Raw genomic sequence first — 18,370 nt, forward strand, 5'->3', positions numbered from 1 at the left:
AGCCATATATATAATAGGATTGTACGAATTTATGGGAAAGCTGACCACTTTTGTTCGCCTTCTTAGTTATTATCTAGCAGAATTTTGAATTATAGGAATGTCACATGAAACGAGTCGTAATCACCGGTATGGGTATTGTTTCAAGTATCGGTAACAACGTCGAAGAAGTTTTAGCGTCTCTAAAAGCAGGTAAATCGGGAATCACAGCTTCAGAACAGTTCAAAGAAAATGGCCTACGTTCTCAAGTATGGGGTAACCTAAAAATGACACCTGCTGACCATATAGACCGCAAAAAAATGCGATTTATGGGTGATGCGGCAGCGTTTGCATACCTTTCTATGGAACAAGCAGTTGCTGACTCTGGTTTAACAGAAGATCAGGTTTCTAACGAGCGTACTGGTATTGTTGCTGGCTCAGGCGGTGCATCGTCACTTAACCAAGTTAACGCTGTCGATATCATTCGTAAAAAAGGCGTTAAGCGTGTTGGACCATACATGGTTCCACGTACAATGGCTTCGACTGTTTCAGCTTGTCTAGCAACACCATTTAAAATCCGCGGTGTTAACTACTCTATGAGCTCTGCTTGTGCAACATCAGCACACTGTATCGGTCACGCGATGGAGCTTATCCAACTTGGCAAGCAAGATGTTGTTTTTGCTGGTGGTGGTGAAGAGCTAGATTGGTCATTAACGATGATGTTTGACGCAATGGGCGCTCTATCTTCTAAGTACAATGAGACTCCAGAACTCGCTTCACGCACCTATGATGCAGACCGCGATGGTTTCGTTATCTCTGGTGGCGGCGGTATGCTAGTTGTTGAAGAACTAGAGCATGCTTTGGCTCGTGGTGCTAAGATTTACGGTGAAATCGTAGGTTACGGTGCAACATCAGATGGCTACGACATGGTAGCACCATCAGGTGAAGGCGCAGTTCGCTGTATGAAGATGGCAATGCAAGATGTTGACGGTGTTGATTACGTGAATACTCACGGCACATCTACTCCGGTTGGTGATGTGAAAGAGCTTGGCGCAATCCAAGAAGTCTTTGGCGGTAATAGCCCTGCAATTTCAGCAACAAAAGCAATGACAGGTCACGCACTTGGTGCTGCTGGCGTTCATGAAGCAATTTACTCAACGCTAATGCTAGAAAACGGATTTATTGCTCCTAGCATTAACGTTTCAAACCTAGACGACGCAGCTGAAGGCCTTGACATCGTAACTGAAACACGCGAGCAAGAGTTAACGACTGTTATGTCTAACAGCTTTGGTTTTGGTGGCACAAACGCAACATTGGTTATTAAAAAATACCAAGCTTAATCTTTTAATAAGGTTAAGAACCATCAGAGCTAATAACTGAATGATGCTCATATGAGCTCACCAGTTTCCAGAGCTGATTGACCTATCTAATAGGTTAATTGAACAGACGCAAATTTTGTCCCAAGGAGAGCGGGACAGATTCCTTTTGTTCTGGAATGTTTGCCCGACTCCTTTGTGAGTCGGGCATTTTTCTTTCTGCTCGACAGAAGAATCGTTTTTTTGCACAATCACGTTAACCCTTTCTCTTGTTTCTAGTTCATAGCGGTCACCACAATGAAAATTCTTATCGATGAAAATATGCCTTACGCGCAGGATCTGTTTAGTCAGTTAGGCGACGTGATACTTAAGCCCGGTAGAACACTCACGGCTGATGATTTAATAGATGTTGACGCGCTAATGATCCGCTCAGTAACTAAAGTTAATGAAGCCCTTATTGCTAAGGCGAATAAACTGAAATTTGTTGGTACAGCTACGGCTGGAATGGACCATGTAGACCAACCTTTACTTAAGTCAAAAGGGATCTTTTTTACGGCGGCGCCGGGTTGTAATAAAGTTGGTGTTGCGGAATATGCGTTCAGTGCAATGATGGTACTAGGTCAGCAACACGGCTTTTCAATTTTTGATAAAACGGTCGGCATCATTGGAGCAGGGCAGGTTGGCAGTTATCTAGCGAGTTGCTTAGAGGGTATAGGCATTAATGTTTTAATTAACGATCCCCCAAAACAGCAGCAAGGTGATACGCGCAACTTTACGCCTTTGGCTGAATTACTTGATCAATCAGACATTATCTCTCTTCACACGCCAATCACTCGAGATGGAGAGTTCGCCACCCATCACTTAATCGACGACGAAGTATTGAAAAGGTTACGTTCTGATCAAATCTTAATTAACGCAGCCCGTGGTCCGATTGTTGATAATGAAGCGTTAAAGCAACGCTTGTTGGTGCAAGACGGTTTTATTGCCGCGTTAGATGTATTCGAATTTGAACCGAAAGTTGATATGGAGTTGCTTCCTCTGTTAGCATTCGCCACCCCACATGTTGCAGGGTATGGTTTAGAAGGCAAAGCTCGTGGTACGACAATGATATTTAATTCCTATTGTCAGTTCCTTGGGAACAGTTTAACAGCGAGTGCCGATGAATTATTACCAACCGCGCCTATTCCTAAACTAAAGTTAGAGTCTGCGTGGAATGAAGCAACACTGAATAATATTACTCAGCTGATTTATGATGTACGTAAGGATGACGCAATCTTTCGACGCAAAATATCGCAGCCGGGTTCGTTTGATTTAATGCGAAAGCAATATTGGGATCGCCGTGAGTACAGTGCGGTCACGTTAGTTGGTGGTCAAGAATGCAATTTGCAGCCACTTGCTGATTTAGGTTTTAAAGTTGAGGTAAGTAATGAGCCAACAATTTAACGTTGCGATACTAGGTGCGACTGGTGCAGTCGGTGAAACGATCATTGAAGTTCTAAAAGAGCGTGAGTTCCCTGTTGGTGAGCTGCACTTGCTAGCTAGCGAACGCAGTGAAGGTAAAGCGTATCGTTTTAACGGTAAAACAGTAAAAGTACAGAATGTCGAAGATTTCGATTGGTCTCAAGTACATATTGCTCTTTTCTCTGCTGGTGGCGATCTCTCTGAAAAATGGGCACCGATAGCGGCAGATGAAGGTGTCGTTGTCATTGATAACACGTCTAAATTTCGTTACGAGTACGACATTCCTTTAGTTGTACCTGAAGTAAACCCTGAGGCGATTGCTGAGTTTCGTAACCGTAACATCATCGCAAACCCAAATTGCTCAACGATTCAAATGATGGTGGCATTAAAGCCTATTCATGATGAAGTGGGTATCGAGCGTGTTAACGTTTCAACATACCAATCTGTATCAGGCGCTGGTAAAGCGGGAATTGATGAACTTGCTGGTCAAACGGCAAAACTGTTAAATGGCCAACCGGCAGATACGGAAGCTTTTTCTAAGCAAATCGCGTTTAACTGTATTCCTCAAATTGATGAGTTTACCGAAAATGGTTACACTCGCGAAGAGATGAAGATGGTGTGGGAAACACAGAAGATCTTTAATGACTCTTCAATTACTGTGAATCCGACGTGTGTTCGTGTACCTGTATTTTATGGTCATGCAGAGTCGTTACACATTGAAACTCGTTCACCTATTGGTGCTGAACAGGCAATTCAATTACTTGAAAATACCGACGGAATTGAAGTATTTCAAGGCCAAGAATTCCCAACTCAGGTTGTCGATGCAAACGGTAAAGATCATGTAATGGTTGGCCGTATCCGCAATGATATTAGCCATCATAGTGGCCTAAATATGTGGGTTGTCGCAGACAACGTTCGTAAAGGCGCAGCGACTAACGCCGTGCAAATTGCCGAACTCTTAATCAGAGACTACTTCTAAGCGCTGTTAGCTGATGCTTATTGTAGTAACGAAAGCCTCTCCTTTGCGTGAGGCTTTTTTGTTCATTGCGATTAATTTGAACAAAAATCTGTGAGATTACTGCTAATATTCCATCCGCCACACATTTTTTGCCTCTTACCCTATAGTTTTGCTCGGTTTATCCGATATATTTAACAGATCATAACTTTTTTCTCATAAGCACAAAACTGAGCCTTCATATGCGTCAAATTTTAAAACGTCTATTATTGCCACTTGCAATAGTTGCCGTGACTCAGACTTCAATCGTTAGTGCAGAAAGCATTCGCCTGAAAGGGCCAAATGGTGAGGTTCAAACATCACCGCAATTTTCTGAGCAAATTACACGTTCAAACAGCAGTGAGCCCACTAAATTTTATGGGCCAACAACGAATGCTGATACGTTGTGGCGAATTGCGTCTCATGTAAAACCTTCGTCAAATTTAACTGTTCAGCAGACATTACTTGCCATCTATAAATTAAACCCTCGTGCATTCGAAAATCAAAATATTCATAGTTTGATACCGGGCAGTAATTTACGTATTCCATCACTTTCTCAGGTCCAAAACGTTTCAACTCAAGAAGCGGTCAACGTGATGGCAGCGCACAAAGCCAAACTTACCGGTAAAGCACCGACTAAGCCTGTTAGCGTAACAACAAGCAAGCCTGCAAAGCCTGTTGATGGCTCGACAGCTGCAAACCTTGTAACGGAAAACAAAGTTGTGACTGAAAACAAAGTCGCTGCTGATAAACCAACCGTTAAGCCAGTAGAGCAAAAGCCCGTTATAAAAATCCCACAGGTAACGCTGCTAGAGAGTGAACTAGAGTTATCTGAAAGTGAGTTAATGGCTCTAGAAGAGAAAAATCACAAACTTCGTTTAATGCTATCTCAAGTTCAATCGGAAGTTGATGGGCTGAAAGATGAGTTGGGTGATGAAAACCGAATTCGTTCAGAAGTAGAGAAGTTGCTTCAAGAAGAGCGTGATAGAGTTGCTGATCAGCAAAAAGAGCAACCTTCGATGCTAGACCAGATCTTGTCTAACAACATGATGGTTGCTGCATTGGCGATTGTTCCAGGCTTATTGGTTGGTTTGATAATTATTTTATTGATAGGTCGTCGCTCTAAGAAAAATCAAGAAGACGAGTTATCTTCAACTCAAGAAGCTCCGACACCTCAAGCGCCAGTTATTCCGCCACAGAACCTAGATGAAAGCATTGATGATGATCTGTTGCTTGATGATGACCTGTTTGGAGATAACGACGATGTCGATCTAGCCTTCTCTGATGATATGGATGGTGATGATTCAGCGAAAGATGAAGATGATGTCTTTGCCGGCTTAGATGATGATGATCTCGACTTTAATCTAGAAGGTGAAGATGGCGAAGATCCATTTGCCGGTGTAGGTGACAATGGCGACTTAGATGCAGAACTCGAAGACATTGATATGAGTTCAAATGGTATCAGCGTCAATGGCGAGGACAAAGCGCTTGGGCTAGAAGAGATGGAGAGAGCTCTTGATGATGTCTCCATGGATGATCAAGGCGATGATGTTGAGTTCGACTTATCTGATGACAATGAGATGTCACAAGATGATATTGAAGCACTTTTAGCCGGTGATGACACAGCAGAAGACCTACTAGATAACGAATTAGATCAATCATTGCTTGATGATTTGTTAAGTGAAGCGGCAGATTCAGAGGAAGACGATGACTTCGATGTTGATGCGTTATTGGCAGAATCCGCCGACGATTTCAACTTAGATACTGAAGAGTCGAGCGAGCCTTCAGATACTGAAATTGATGATATTTTTGCCTCGGTTGATTCGAAAGATGATTTTGACCTTAGTGATGCGCCACTAGCGAGTGACAGTGAAATTGATGATCTGTTTGCTCAGATCGAGTCTCAAGCAGACTTAGATTCCCTTGAGGAGCAATCTGTTGATGAAACTGCATTACTCGATGAGCTTTTAGAAGAAGAGGCAACATCAGATATTGCCTCTGATAGCACTGATTTATTAGATGAGCTTCTTGATTCAAATGATCTTCAGCTAGATTCGGCTGACGCTGAATCACTAGAAGAGCTTGAAGATGGCAGTACTGAACTGCTGGATGAACTACTTTCAGAGTCAGAGTCAGAGTCAGAATCGGATATCAGTATCGATGAGGATATTTCTGAGGAGTCGACTCAAACTCTTGATGAAGTGCTTAATGGTGATAGTGAAGCCGATAAAGTATCTGTCGATGAAGACAGTACTGACTTATTGGATGATCTGCTCGATTCTACAGAATCAGAACCTAATTTAGATTCGACAGACACGTTAGATGAACTGATGGACTCAGGTGAAGAATTTGAGTCCGATGGCACGGAACTATTCGATGAACTTCTGGAAATCGAACAGCAATCCATCGATGAAACAGAGCTTTCAACTGAATCGGGTATTGAATCAGAAACCGAGACGATGGCCGATGTTGAGTCAGCTCTAGATCTTGGAGCTATGCCGGAATCAGAGCATGATATAACAGCATCACCATCGGAAGATTCATTAGAAGAAGTTGCGTCGGCTGAAGCTGAACTTACTCAGGGTGGGGAGAGTGAAGCAGCAGAGTCTGATGATTTTGATAGTGAAGACTTTATCGATGACATGCTTAGCGCAGCTCCGGAGTCTGATCCGCTATTAGACTTATCTGACCCTTTGTCAATCGATGATGCGATTGATGCTATTGATAATAATAACGAACAGAATACTGATACTAGCGTTGAGGCTGAAAGTGAGGCAGAAGAGCCATTAGAGCCTTCAACAGAGAGTGAAATAGATTCAGAAGTATCGCCACTGGATGTTGACTTAGATGGTATTGAACAACAGCCTACAGAGCCAGAGCCAGAGCCAGAGCCAGAGCCAGAGCCAGAGCCAGAGCCAGAGCCAGTATCAAATGCTGTAGCGAATGAATTTGGTACGCCACACGATGATGACTGGTTAACAGGTGAAGAATTAGAAACACCAGATGTCGAAGCTGAAAGTGTGCTTGCAGGAGAAGAGGCCGAAGACGATTTTGAAGAGAGTCTATCTGATACACTTGATGATCTCGGTCTACCAACACTTCCTGTAGAGCCTGAATTAGGGGTAGAGCAAGAACTTGTCGAGAGTCTTGATGAGATTGAGTTACCTAGCCTTACAGAAGAGGATGCCGCAGAAGACGATGCTCTGGCCGAAATGCCAGCCGACTCTAACGTTGAACTAGATTCAGAATTTGAGCCGGAGCTTGAGTTAGATCCTGAACTTGAAATAGCGTCAGAGTCAGTAGAAGAGCCTTCGTTAGATGAGCCAACAGAGATTGCATCTGAAGAGTCGCTTGAGCCTATTGCTGAAGAGTTAGAAGAATTACCTGAAAGCTTTGACGAGCTAGACCTTCCGACCTTCTCAGAAGATGATGCCGAAGAAGACGATGTGCTGGCGGAAATGCCAGCCGACTCTGATGTTGAGCTAGATTCAGAACTAGATTCAGAATTTGAGCCGGAGCTTGAGTTAGACCCTGAACTTGAAATAGCGTCAGTATCAGTAGAAGAGCCTTCGTTAGATGAGCCAGCAGAGATTGCATCTGAAGAGTCGCTTGAGCCTATTGCTGAAGAGTTAGAAGAGTTACCGGAAAGCTTCGACGAGCTAGACCTTCCGACCTTCTCTGAAGATGATGCCGCCGAAGAAGATACGTTGGCGGAAATGCCAGCCGACTCTGATGTTGAGCTAGATTCAGAACTCGATTCAGAATTTGAGCCGGAGCTTGAGTTAGACCCTGAACTTGAAATAGCGTCAGCATCAGTAGAAGAGTCTTCGTTAGATGAGCCAGCAGAGATTGCATCTGAAGAGTCGCTTGAGCCTGTTTCTGAAGAGCTAGAAGAATTACCGGAAAGCTTTGACGAGCTAGACCTTCCGACCTTCTCAGAAGATGATGCCGCCGAAGACGATGTGTTGGCGGAAATGCCAGTCGACTCTGATGTTGAGCTAGATTCAGAACTTGAGCCGGAGCTTGAGTTAGACCCTGAACTTGAAATAGCATCAGAGTCAGTAGAAGAGTCTTCGATAGATGAGCCAACAGAGATTGCACCTGAAGAGTCGCTTGAGCCTGTCTCTGAAGAGTTAGAAGAATTACCTGAAAGCTTTGACGAGCTAGACCTTCCGACCTTCTCAGAAGATGATGCCGCAGAAGAAGATGTACTGGCCGAAATGCCAGCCGACTCTGATGTTGAGCTAGATTCAGAACTCGATTCAGAACTCGATTCAGAACTTGAGCCTGAGCTTGGATTAGATGCTGAACTTGAAATAGCGTCGGAATCAGTAGAAGCGCCTTCGTTAGATGAGCCAGCAGAGATTGCATCCGAAGAGTCGCTTGAGCCTATTGCTGAAGAGTTAGAAGAATTACCTGAAAGCTTTGACGAACTAGACCTTCCGACCTCCTCAGAAGATGATGCCGCCGAAGACGATGTGCTGGCGGAAATGCCAGTCGACTCTGATGTTGAGCTAGATTCAGAACTTGAGCCTGAGCTTGAGTTAGATCCTGAACTTGAAATAGCATCAGAGTCAGTAGAAGAGCCTTCGTTAGATGAACCAACAGAGATTGCATCTGAAGAGTCGCTTGAGCCTGTTTCTGAAGAGCTAGAAGAGTTACCGGAAAGCTTTGACGAACTAGACCTTCCGACTGTCTCAGAAGACGATGTGCTGGCGGGAATGCCAGCCGAATCTGACGTTGAACTTGATTCAGAACTAGAGCCGGATCTTGGGTTAGACGATGAAATTGAAATACCGTCAGAATCAGTAGAAGAGCCTTCGTTAGATGAGCCAACAGAGATTGCACCTGAAGAGTCGCTTGAGCCTGTTACTGAAGAACCGTCAGAAGCTAAACCTGATGAAGACTCAATTGAAGCAGTAGCTGAATCTGAAAGTGATGAACTCCCAGAAACTTTTGATGCATTAGAGCTTCCTGAATACAACGAAGAGGACGCGTTGGCTGATATGCCTATCGCGGATGAACCGTTGAACGAAATTGTAGAGAGTTCTGAAGATCACCTTCCTGAAACGTTTGATGAATTAGATCTTCCGGAGTATAGCGAAGAGGATGCTTTGGCTGATATGCCTATTGAGCCAGAGCTTGAATCAGAAATAGAATCAGCCAGCGTGGTCAATCCACCAGAAGTGACAGATTTTGATGCACTTGCTGACGAGTTAGCTGAAGAGCCGGTTATAGAACCTTCGAAGCTTTCCATGGAATCAGAGCAAGATGCATTATTTGATGTGTTTCAAGCTCAAGATATAGATTCATTATCACGTGATGAGTTTGATGAAAGCGCTCTGACTGAGTTACTTTCAGAGACGGAAGAACCTCTTGAGGCTAGTTCATTCTCATTTGATAACCATATTGATACACAAACTTCCGATAGTGCCGGTATGGATATTGATGCCATGCTAGAAATGGGAGGCGAAGATTGGAATGGCTTCAATCTTTCCCCAGAGCAGCAGGCGAGTATTTCTACTGATATTCCTGAAGAGGAACAAGCGGTTTGGAATGAAGACAACAAACCTGAGCAGGCCGTTGTTTCTGACGAGAACTGGGAGAATCAAGAGGATTTCGACACAAAGCCGGACCAATATCGCACTATTGATGAGCTAATGGCTGAGGTCGACAATGAAGAAGAAACAGCGCCGGATGATGAAGAGTTAAATCTCAACGTTGGGTTAGATGAATTCCCTGATGTTATTGGTGATATCGGCTTTGAAGATGTCGATACCAATGCTGAAGCTGTTGGCAAGCTTGATCTGGCTAAGATTTATATGGAAATGAACGACTCTGATGGTGCGATTAAACTGCTAGAAGAGGCGATTGTTGATGGCTCTGATAGTATTCGCCAAGAGGCCAAAAGCTTAATTGACGCTATCCGAAAAAGCTAAATTTAAAGACGTAAATATCAAGAGGTAGCTATGGCTGCCTCTTTTTTTTAGAGTTGTTAGATATTTGTCGTTATTGATATTATAATCTGCGGCCCAATTTTAAGAGTAAATGAACATGAGAATTGCACTGGGCATTGAGTACGATGGTACGAAATATTTTGGTTGGCAGCGCCAACGAGATGTTAATAGTGTTCAAGAAGAGCTTGAAAAGTCTCTGAGTATCGTAGCCAATCATCCCGTAGAAGTTCAATGTGCAGGTCGTACTGATTCTGGTGTACATGGCACTGGGCAAGTTGTTCATTTTGATACCAACTCCACACGTAAACCTGCAGCTTGGACTATGGGGGTTAACGCAAACCTACCCAAAGACATTGCAGTCCGCTGGGCACATGTTGTCGATGAAGAGTTTCATGCCCGATTTACTGCGACTGCTCGCCGTTATCGCTATGTGATTTACAACCACTCCCTAAGACCCGGTATTCTCGCGTCTGGAGTAAGTCATTATCATGGTGATCTTGACGTCGAAAAAATGCACCAAGCAGGGCAATACTTGATTGGTGAGAATGACTTCACGTCCTTTAGAGCTATCCATTGTCAATCTCGTAGTCCTTGGCGTAATATCATGCATCTAAATGTGACTCGTCTTGGGCATTACGTTGTAATCGACATCAAGGCCAATGCATTTGTCCATCATATGGTAAGAAATATCACGGGTAGCTTAATCACAGTCGGTAAAGGTGAGCAAGAGCCTGAATGGATAGAAAGCCTTCTACAAGCGAAAGATAGAAAGCTTGCATCAGCGACGGCAAAAGCGGCCGGATTATATTTGATTGATGTTGACTACCCTGAGCATTATCAGTTACCTAGAGAGCCTATCGGGCCTCTATTTTTGCCTGATGTATTAATTTAATGTTCGGATTGAGTCAATTTTTAAACACGTTGTGTGTGAGATATCGATACAGGAAATAGGTACAACCAGTTTTTTGTCTACAGTTGGCATTTTATATGCTTTAATCCTTCACGCATAAATTCCGAATTTGTATCTTACGCAATTAGGCGTAAGACTTGATAGAAAGGTCTTCCATGAGTTGGCTTGAAAAGATTTTAGAAAAAAGCAACATCGTTAGTTCTCGTAAAGCGTCTATCCCAGAAGGTGTATGGACCAAATGTACTTCATGTGAACAAGTGCTATATCACGCAGAACTAGAGCGTAACTTCGAAGTTTGCCCTAAATGTGATCATCACATGAGAATGAAGGCGCGTCGTCGTCTTGAAACATTTTTAGATGCGGGTAATCGTGAAGAGTTAGCGAATGACTTAGAGCCAAAAGATAAGCTTAAGTTTAAAGATTCGAAACGTTATAAAGATCGTATTTCTGCTGCTCAAAAAAATAGCGGTGAGAAAGATGCACTTATCGTAATGAAAGGTGAGCTATTAGGCATGCCTCTTGTTGCCTGTGCTTTTGAATTCTCCTTTATGGGTGGTTCAATGGGCTCTGTAGTAGGTGCTCGCTTTGTTCGTGCTGTTGATGCGGCGATTGAAAACAACTGTGGTTTGGTTTGTTTCTCAGCAAGTGGCGGTGCACGTATGCAAGAGGCGTTGATGTCTCTAATGCAAATGGCAAAAACCAGTGCTGCACTTGAGCGTTTATCTTCAAAAGGTCTACCGTTTATTTCGGTGATGACTGACCCGACAATGGGTGGTGTATCAGCGAGTCTAGCAATGCTAGGTGACGTGAATATTGGTGAACCTAAAGCGCTAATTGGCTTTGCTGGTCGTCGTGTTATTGAACAAACTGTTCGTGAAGATCTTCCTGAAGGTTTCCAGCGCAGTGAGTTCTTATTAGAGCACGGTGCGATTGATATGATTGTCGATCGCCGTGAAATGCGCCAGCGTGTTGGTAGCTTGATCGCTAAAATGACTAACCGTAAGTCACCATTAGTAGTTTCTGTGAACGATTCTCCAAAGGAATCGGGATATCAAGTACCAGAAGCGGCTGAAAAAGGTTAAAGTAGTCACTAACAATAAACCACCGTTATTTGGTTATAGTTAGATGAAACAAAACCCAATTCCTCAAGCCACATCTCCCTTAACGATGTGGCTTGATTATTTAACAAACATCCACACTTCTGCTATAGATTTAGGTCTTGATCGCGTTCAAGCGGTTGCTGAAAAGGCTGACCTTATTAAACCTGCGTCTACCGTTATTACCGTTGCTGGCACGAATGGTAAGGGCTCGACTTGTGCATTGATGGAAGCCATTCTTTTAGATGCTGGTTACAGTGTCGGTGTCTACAGTTCACCTCATTTGATTCGTTACAACGAACGTGTTCGCATAAATGGTGATGACCTTTCTGATGAAAAGCATTGCTCAGCATTTGATTATATCGAAAAGATGCGCGGAGAGATCACGCTTAGTTTTTTCGAATACGGTACTTTAGCCGCACTGAGAGCATTTCAAACTGAAAAAGTCGACGTAGTATTGCTTGAAGTTGGATTAGGTGGCCGCCTAGATGCGACTAACTTAGTTGATCATGACGTATCCGTTATTACTAGTCTTGCTGTTGATCATGTCGACTGGCTTGGTGATGACATCAATGTTATAGGTTTTGAAAAGGCAGGAATATTCCGCTCTAATCGCCCTGCGATTTGTGGTCAGCCAAAACCCCCTGCGACTGTAGCTGCTCATGCCGATGATATTGGTGCCAATTTTCATCAAGTTGGCATTCAATACAGCTACCAAAAAGAGACAGACTCAACTTGGCAGTGGAAAAGTGGCACGTTTGAGTTAGATGCGTTACCAATACCAAAGTTACCGTTACCAAATGCCGCAACCGCTATAATGGCACTGGCGACGGCAGAACTTGATTTGAGTGACGTCAACATTGTCAATGGTTTGAAATCGGCTCATCTTCCTGGCCGGATGCAGGTTATATCTACAGAACCTACCATTGTACTTGATGTAGCCCATAACCCTCACTCTGCGGAGTACCTTGTAGCGTCTATTAAAGAGCAATATCCTGATAAAGTGATTCATGCCGTTGTCGCTATGTTGCACGATAAAGATATTAAAGCGACGCTTGATGAGTTAACGCCGGTCATTACGCATTGGTATCCTGCGTCACTTCAAGGTCCCAGAGCGGCTTCAGTTGAAGAGTTAAGTGAATATCTGCCTAACTGTCATGATTACTATCAAAACCCTACAGAGGCATTTCAAGGCGCGTTGACACAAGCTGCCAATCAGGATGTCATTATTGTAGTCGGTTCATTTCATACTGTTGGTGAAGTTTTAGAACACTGGCAGAATAAAGGAGAATAAATGGCGAGCAAGTTTCAAAGCCGCTTAGTAGGGACCATTGTATTGGTCGCCGTCGGCATCATTGTCTTACCTGATTTATTAGATGGTGAAAAGCAGCACTATAAAGAAGAGGTGGCGAGTATTCCTATTAAACCTGAGCTTGATAGTGAAATGGAAGTTTTTGAGCTGTTAGATCCAGTAGAAGACGAAATTGCGCTGCCAGACTCCCCGGTTGAAGTTATCGTTGATAGTGGTGATGTTGCTGATGAACCCGATAAGCCACTGCCGACAAACATTAAACAGATTGATGAAATAAATGACTATCAAGATAGTGCTTGGATTATCCAGCTGATGGCTTTAAAGAATGCTGAAAATGCAGAAACTTTAGTAAAGGATTTACAAAAGAGAGGTTATCAAGCTCATACTAAGAAAGAAAATGAATTCACACGTGTGATTATTGGCCCAGACGTGTCAAAAAGTAAACTTGAGCAACAACTGATTGAACTACAGAAAATCACTGGTTCAAATGGTCGATTGCTTAAATTTAAACCACTAAACCCATAAGAAAACGTTTGCGTCAGCATTTTTTCTGTTAAAATGCGCGCCAACTTAAGATGCAGAAAACATGAATTGGTTAGATATTGTCATTTTAGGGGTGATCGGGCTATCAGCTTTGATCAGTTTAGTTCGCGGTTTTGCGAAAGAAGCATTGTCATTAGTGATTTGGTGCGGCGCGTTTTTTATCGCCAGCCAGTATTACGCAAAATTGGCGGTATATTTCACCAATATTGAAGACGATATGTTTCGCAATGGTACTGCGATAGCAGCGCTGTTTGTTGCCACTCTAATCGTTGGAGCAATCGTTAATTACGTTATTGCCCAATTAGTCGAAAAAACAGGACTATCTGGGACAGACCGAATTTTAGGTATTGTCTTCGGAGGATTAAGAGGAGTGATGATTGTCTCGGCAGCGTTGTTTTTTATGGATATGTTTACAGCATTTCCGAATTCAGAGTGGTGGAAAAGCTCTCAATTGGTACCTGAATTTAGTCGTATCATTGAACCGTTTTTCGAGCACTTACAAGCAACATCAACTTTTTTATCTGGCGCGTTATAGCGCCAGCAATTGTCGATAATCGAGGGTTAGGTCATGTGTGGTATTGTTGGAATCGTGGGCGCAACGCCTGTAAACCAGTCTATTTATGATGCATTGACTGTGCTACAGCATCGTGGCCAAGATGCTGCGGGTATTTGTACCATAGAAAGCAATCGTTTCCGTCTGCGTAAAGCGAACGGATTAGTGAAAGACGTATTTGAAACAAAACACATGCAACGCCTACAGGGCACCGTAGGAATCGGCCATGTTCGTTACCCAACGGCAGGCAGCTCTAGTGCTTCTGAAGCTCAGCCATTTTACGTGAACTCTCCATTTGGTATCACCTTAGCGCATAACGGTAACTTAACTAACGCTCACAAAATTCGTGAGAAGTTAGCTGAGAAAGATCGCCGTCATATCAACACAACTTCTGATTCAGAAGTGCTGCTAAACGTATTAGCACACGAAATTGATATGGTTAAGGGTAACGTAACGTCTGAAGATGTTTTCCGTGCTGTGACTAACGTTCACCGTACTATTCGTGGTGCTTATGCTGTTGTTGCAATGATCATCGGTCACGGCATGATCGCGTTCAGAGATCCAAACGGTATTCGTCCTCTGTGTTTAGGTAAGCGTGAAGTAGCAGGTAAGACAGAGTACATGGTTGCTTCTGAATCTGTGGCTTTAGATGCAGTCGGCTTTGACTTTGTACGTGACGTTGCACCTGGTGAAGCAATCTACGCAACATTCGATGGCCAACTATTTACAGAGCAATGTGCTGATAATCCAGTACTGAATCCATGTTTATTTGAGTTTGTATACTTCTCACGTCCTGACTCTTTCATCGATAAGATCTCGGTATACAGTGCTCGCGTCGAAATGGGTAAAAAGCTTGGCGACCGTATTAAAGACGAGTATGCCCACCTAGATATCGATGTGGTTATCCCTATTCCTGAAACTTCGTGTGATATTGCTCTACAGATCGCTCAAGCTATCGATATTCCATACCGTCAAGGTTTTGTGAAGAACCGTTATGTTGGCCGTACTTTCATTATGCCAGGGCAACAGCAGCGTAAGAAATCAGTACGCCGTAAGCTCAATGCAATTCGCTCAGAGTTTAAAGATAAAAACGTACTGCTTGTCGATGACTCTATTGTTCGTGGTACAACATCAGAGCAGATCATCGAGATGGCTCGTGATTCAGGCGCTAAGAAAGTGTTTATGGTTTCGGCAGCTCCAGAAATTCGTTTCCCTAACGTTTACGGTATCGACATGCCAAGTGCTAATGAATTGATTGCACATGGCCGTGATAATGAAGCAATCTGTAAACAGATTGGCGCAGATGAGTTGATTTTCCAAACGCTAGACGACCTGATCGATGCAGTTGGCCTTGGTAATACAGATATTGCTCGTTTTGAAGCTTCAGTGTTCAGTGGTGAGTACGTTACTGGTGATATTAACCAAGACTACTTAGACTATCTAGAGTCGCTGCGTGGTGATGATGCAAAGGCAGAAGCAGAAGTTGAGCTAGCCAACCTTGATATACATAATGAAGGTGCGTAGCAAACAGCGGTGTATGCTCATTGAGTTTAGCGCAAGCTGTATTTAATCAATGATAGCTACGAAAAAGGCTTCCTGTTGGAAGCCTTTTTGCATTTTAGCGTGTTAGTTCATGTGAATTAGTGAGCTAAGAAACACAGGTCGTTTAGTTGGCTTTCGTCTTAATGATTTGGCTTAACATAAACATACCCGTAGCACTTATCACAACTGATGGGCCAGCAGGCGTATCAAAAGTCCACGATAGGTATAAACCACAACAGACTGAGATTGTTCCAATAACTGACGCTATTGCCGCCATCTGCTCTGGGGTCTTCGACAATTTTCTTGCGGTTGCAGCAGGGATGATTAGTAAAGAGGTCATTATTAGCGCACCGACAAACTTCATACCCACTGCAATAACGAGCCCTACCATTAACATCAGTATGAGACGCATCAAATCAACATTAATACCATCAATCGCAGCGAGGTCTTCATTGATGGTTGTTGAAAGCAGTGGACGCCAAAAAATGAATAAGGTGATTGCCACGATAGCAACGCCAGCATAGATGACGATCAAATCGGAAGGGGATACGGCAAGTAAGTCACCGAATAGGTAGCTCATTAAATCAATTCGCACCGAGTCCAGAAAGCTAACCGCAATTAAACCAAGCGAAAGTGAACTGTGAGCAAGAATGCCAAGTAACGTATCGGTAGCCACTAATTTTTGTCTTTGTAATGTCACAAGGATGATGGCTAAACCAAGACAGCATATAAGCAATGCGAAATAAATATTAATCTCTAATAAAAACCCAAGTGCTAGCCCCATCAAAGACGCGTGTGCGAGGGTGTCACCAAAATAAGCCATCTTTCGCCAAACAACAAAAGAACCAAGTGGACCGGCGATAAGTGCGATGCCTAAACCTGCTAGTAGCGATGGTAATAAAAAATCAATCATGTGAATGCCCGTGATTATGGTTGCTGCAGTCTGAAGCCTTGCCTTTTATTGTCTGACCTGAGAGATCGTGATGGTGCTGGTGTTGGTGTTGGTACAGAGCAAGTGACTCTCTACCACTGTGGCCAAACATGGCGATGTATTTTGGGTGCTTGGTGATGTCTTGTGGCGATCCTGAGCAACAAATATGATGATGTAAACAGATAACATCATCAGTTTTTGCCATAACCAAATGAAGGTCGTGAGAAACCATAAAAACAGCGCAGCTAAAACGATGGCGGATATCATCGATTAAGTCGTATAAGTCAATTTGGCCCTGTATATCAACGCCTTGAGCAGGCTCGTCTAAGACTAATAAGTCTGGACGTTGAAGTAGAGCCCTTGCGATCAAAACACGTTGGTTTTCTCCACCGGAGAGTTGATGCATGTTGTTGTGTAGCAAATGCTCAGCTCGAACAAGCTTCAGTGAGTCTAGAATTTCTTGAGCGCTATATCTTCCAGCTAATTGGAGAAAGCGTTTAACGTTTAAAGGCAAAGCATCATTCAATCTTAGTTTTTGGGGTACATAGCCAATCTTACATGGAGTACTTTTATCAATGTTCCCGGAGTCTAGCGATTGAAGGCCAAGCAAGACTTTTACAAGTGTCGATTTACCTGCACCGTTAGGCCCAATAAGCGTTGTGATTTTTTTTCGCTCTAAAGTTAAGCTAACGTTATCCAATACGCGCTTACCGCTGAATGATACGCAGATATCTTTTAACTCGACCAAAACGGACATAAATAGAACTCATTTGCAATTGACTATTGTTATAATGTAACATTCCTTTCCTTCCAATTCTATAGAACGTTGACTGGTACCAAAATGAGATCTCGCGTAGTTATTGCTTTACTGCTGTTAGTAAACACCTCTCCCGTGTGGGCAGTTAATCTGTTGACGAGTATTAAACCAATACAAATGATTGCAACTGAAATCATGATTGATGTTGGGAAACCTGATGTTTTACTTGCCAACAATACATCACCTCATGATTATGCTTTGCGACCGTCTGATATGAGACGTATTAGAGGCGCTGACCTTGTGATTTGGTACGGTCAAGATTTAGAACCATTTTTGGTGAGAGTATTGAGCCAACAATCCAATGTATTAACGCTAAGCGATATCCCTGGATTAGCGCTGGTTAAGCACACCGGTGATCAGCATCAGCACGATGGCCATGATCATGGTGACTATAACCCTCATTTTTGGATGGGTGTTGAGCCAAGCATACAAGTAGCAAAAGCGATCTCTGAGCATTTATCTAATATAGATCCTGATAACAAGGAACAATATCAGAGTAATTACCAAGCGTTTGAAGTGAAAATGCATAATGAGAAAGTACAGATTGCAGAAAAACTGAGCCCTATAGCCCAGCATGGGTATTACGTTTTTCATGATGCTTATGGCTACTTTGAAAATGACTATCAACTTAATCATTTAGGCTACTTTACAGTGAGCCCTGATAGAAAGCCCGGTGCCAAAACGCTAATTACCATAAAGAACACACTGCGAGAGAAACAAGCTAAATGTGTTTTCTCTGAACCTCAATTCACACCAGCGGTTGTTGAATCAGTAACTAGAGGTAGTGACGTTAAGCTAGGTGAACTTGACCCGATTGGTATCGAAATAGAAGTGCAGGCTGGTAGCTATTTCGTATTTTTAAATCAGATGGCAGATAGTTTTGTTGAGTGTTTGAGTGAGTAGATTCAGAATCTGATGTACACCCAAAATTACAAACTAAAATAGTTTTTGCGGTATCTCT

At 43.1% G+C, this 18,370-nt stretch carries 13 protein-coding genes; 11 read left to right on the plus strand and 2 right to left on the minus strand.

Features of this window, described 5'->3' with window-relative positions:
* The first annotated feature begins 104 nt into the window (after window positions 1-104).
* The 10 genes from fabB (at window position 105) to purF (ending at window position 15,643) form a co-directional block, all read left to right on the plus strand.
* Entirely contained in the window at window positions 105-1,316 is a 1,212-nt protein-coding gene (gene fabB / locus L4C54_RS09655) for a beta-ketoacyl-ACP synthase I (protein WP_428800777.1), read from the plus strand.
* 273 nt (window positions 1,317-1,589) lie between these two features.
* Window positions 1,590-2,735 (plus strand): 4-phosphoerythronate dehydrogenase, encoded by a 1,146-nt coding sequence (locus tag L4C54_RS09660; protein WP_428808022.1) that lies wholly within the window; start codon window positions 1,590-1,592, stop codon window positions 2,733-2,735.
* Window positions 2,719-3,732, plus strand: coding sequence for an aspartate-semialdehyde dehydrogenase (locus tag L4C54_RS09665; RefSeq protein WP_428800775.1), 1,014 nt, complete (start codon window positions 2,719-2,721; stop codon window positions 3,730-3,732). Before L4C54_RS09660 ends, L4C54_RS09665 begins: the two co-directional genes overlap by 17 nt.
* 218 nt (window positions 3,733-3,950) lie before the next feature.
* Window positions 3,951-9,686, plus strand: coding sequence for a FimV/HubP family polar landmark protein (locus L4C54_RS09670; RefSeq protein WP_428808023.1), 5,736 nt, complete (start codon window positions 3,951-3,953; stop codon window positions 9,684-9,686).
* A 115-nt stretch (window positions 9,687-9,801) separates the two neighbouring features.
* Window positions 9,802-10,596 carry a tRNA pseudouridine(38-40) synthase TruA gene (truA, locus tag L4C54_RS09675; RefSeq protein WP_428802542.1) on the plus strand — a complete coding sequence of 265 codons (795 nt, stop codon included), beginning with the start codon at window positions 9,802-9,804 and terminating at the stop codon, window positions 10,594-10,596.
* A gap of 173 nt (window positions 10,597-10,769) precedes the next feature.
* A complete protein-coding gene (accD, locus tag L4C54_RS09680) occupies window positions 10,770-11,696 on the plus strand; it encodes an acetyl-CoA carboxylase, carboxyltransferase subunit beta (protein ID WP_428802527.1) in 927 nt (308 codons plus the stop codon).
* A 43-nt stretch (window positions 11,697-11,739) separates the two neighbouring features.
* Window positions 11,740-13,005 carry a bifunctional tetrahydrofolate synthase/dihydrofolate synthase gene (folC, locus tag L4C54_RS09685; protein ID WP_428808024.1) on the plus strand — a complete coding sequence of 422 codons (1,266 nt, stop codon included), beginning with the start codon at window positions 11,740-11,742 and terminating at the stop codon, window positions 13,003-13,005.
* Window positions 13,006-13,548, plus strand: a complete 543-nt coding sequence (locus L4C54_RS09690; protein WP_428802525.1) for an SPOR domain-containing protein — start codon at window positions 13,006-13,008, stop codon at window positions 13,546-13,548. It abuts the gene before it with no gap.
* Window positions 13,549-13,609: 61 nt separating this feature from the next.
* The gene (locus tag L4C54_RS09695; protein WP_428802524.1) at window positions 13,610-14,101 is read left to right on the plus strand and encodes a CvpA family protein; all 492 of its coding nucleotides are present in this window, start codon (window positions 13,610-13,612) and stop codon (window positions 14,099-14,101) included.
* Window positions 14,102-14,134: 33 nt separating this feature from the next.
* Complete coding sequence (gene purF / locus L4C54_RS09700) at window positions 14,135-15,643, plus strand: amidophosphoribosyltransferase (RefSeq protein WP_428802523.1); 1,509 nt, start codon at window positions 14,135-14,137, stop codon at window positions 15,641-15,643.
* Between the two features lie 142 nt (window positions 15,644-15,785).
* On the opposite strand, the gene znuB is transcribed toward purF, so the two are convergent.
* Both znuB and znuC read right to left on the minus strand, forming a co-directional pair.
* Window positions 15,786-16,574, minus strand: a complete 789-nt coding sequence (gene znuB / locus L4C54_RS09705) for a zinc ABC transporter permease subunit ZnuB (protein ID WP_428808025.1) — start codon at window positions 16,572-16,574, stop codon at window positions 15,786-15,788.
* Window positions 16,567-17,349 carry a zinc ABC transporter ATP-binding protein ZnuC gene (znuC, locus tag L4C54_RS09710; RefSeq protein ID WP_428808026.1) on the minus strand — a complete coding sequence of 261 codons (783 nt, stop codon included), beginning with the start codon at window positions 17,347-17,349 and terminating at the stop codon, window positions 16,567-16,569. Before znuC ends, znuB begins: the two co-directional genes overlap by 8 nt.
* Before the next feature lie 84 nt (window positions 17,350-17,433).
* Here znuC and znuA point away from each other — a divergent pair, with 84 nt between their 5' ends.
* On the plus strand, window positions 17,434-18,312 hold the full coding sequence (gene znuA / locus L4C54_RS09715; RefSeq protein ID WP_428808027.1) for a zinc ABC transporter substrate-binding protein ZnuA: 879 nt from the start codon (window positions 17,434-17,436) through the stop codon (window positions 18,310-18,312).
* Window positions 18,313-18,370 lie beyond the last annotated feature (58 nt).

The sequence above is a fragment of the Vibrio lamellibrachiae genome (assembly GCF_050337265.1).
Taxonomy (GTDB): Bacteria; Pseudomonadota; Gammaproteobacteria; order Enterobacterales; family Vibrionaceae; genus Vibrio; species Vibrio kyushuensis.

Excerpts from the sequence above, each read along its gene's own strand:
- fabB (WP_428800777.1), top strand. The coding sequence starts at position 105 with ATGAAACGAGTCGTAATCACCGGTATGGGTATTGTTTCAAGTATCGGT.
- L4C54_RS09660 (WP_428808022.1), top strand. The coding sequence starts at position 1,590 with ATGAAAATTCTTATCGATGAAAATATGCCTTACGCGCAGGATCTGTTT.
- L4C54_RS09665 (WP_428800775.1), top strand. The coding sequence starts at position 2,719 with ATGAGCCAACAATTTAACGTTGCGATACTAGGTGCGACTGGTGCAGTC.
- L4C54_RS09670 (WP_428808023.1), top strand. The coding sequence starts at position 3,951 with ATGCGTCAAATTTTAAAACGTCTATTATTGCCACTTGCAATAGTTGCC.
- truA (WP_428802542.1), top strand. The coding sequence starts at position 9,802 with ATGAGAATTGCACTGGGCATTGAGTACGATGGTACGAAATATTTTGGT.
- accD (WP_428802527.1), top strand. The coding sequence starts at position 10,770 with ATGAGTTGGCTTGAAAAGATTTTAGAAAAAAGCAACATCGTTAGTTCT.
- folC (WP_428808024.1), top strand. The coding sequence starts at position 11,740 with ATGAAACAAAACCCAATTCCTCAAGCCACATCTCCCTTAACGATGTGG.
- L4C54_RS09690 (WP_428802525.1), top strand. The coding sequence starts at position 13,006 with ATGGCGAGCAAGTTTCAAAGCCGCTTAGTAGGGACCATTGTATTGGTC.
- L4C54_RS09695 (WP_428802524.1), top strand. The coding sequence starts at position 13,610 with ATGAATTGGTTAGATATTGTCATTTTAGGGGTGATCGGGCTATCAGCT.
- purF (WP_428802523.1), top strand. The coding sequence starts at position 14,135 with ATGTGTGGTATTGTTGGAATCGTGGGCGCAACGCCTGTAAACCAGTCT.
- znuB (WP_428808025.1), bottom strand. The coding sequence starts at position 16,574 with ATGATTGATTTTTTATTACCATCGCTACTAGCAGGTTTAGGCATCGCA.
- znuC (WP_428808026.1), bottom strand. The coding sequence starts at position 17,349 with ATGTCCGTTTTGGTCGAGTTAAAAGATATCTGCGTATCATTCAGCGGT.
- znuA (WP_428808027.1), top strand. The coding sequence starts at position 17,434 with ATGAGATCTCGCGTAGTTATTGCTTTACTGCTGTTAGTAAACACCTCT.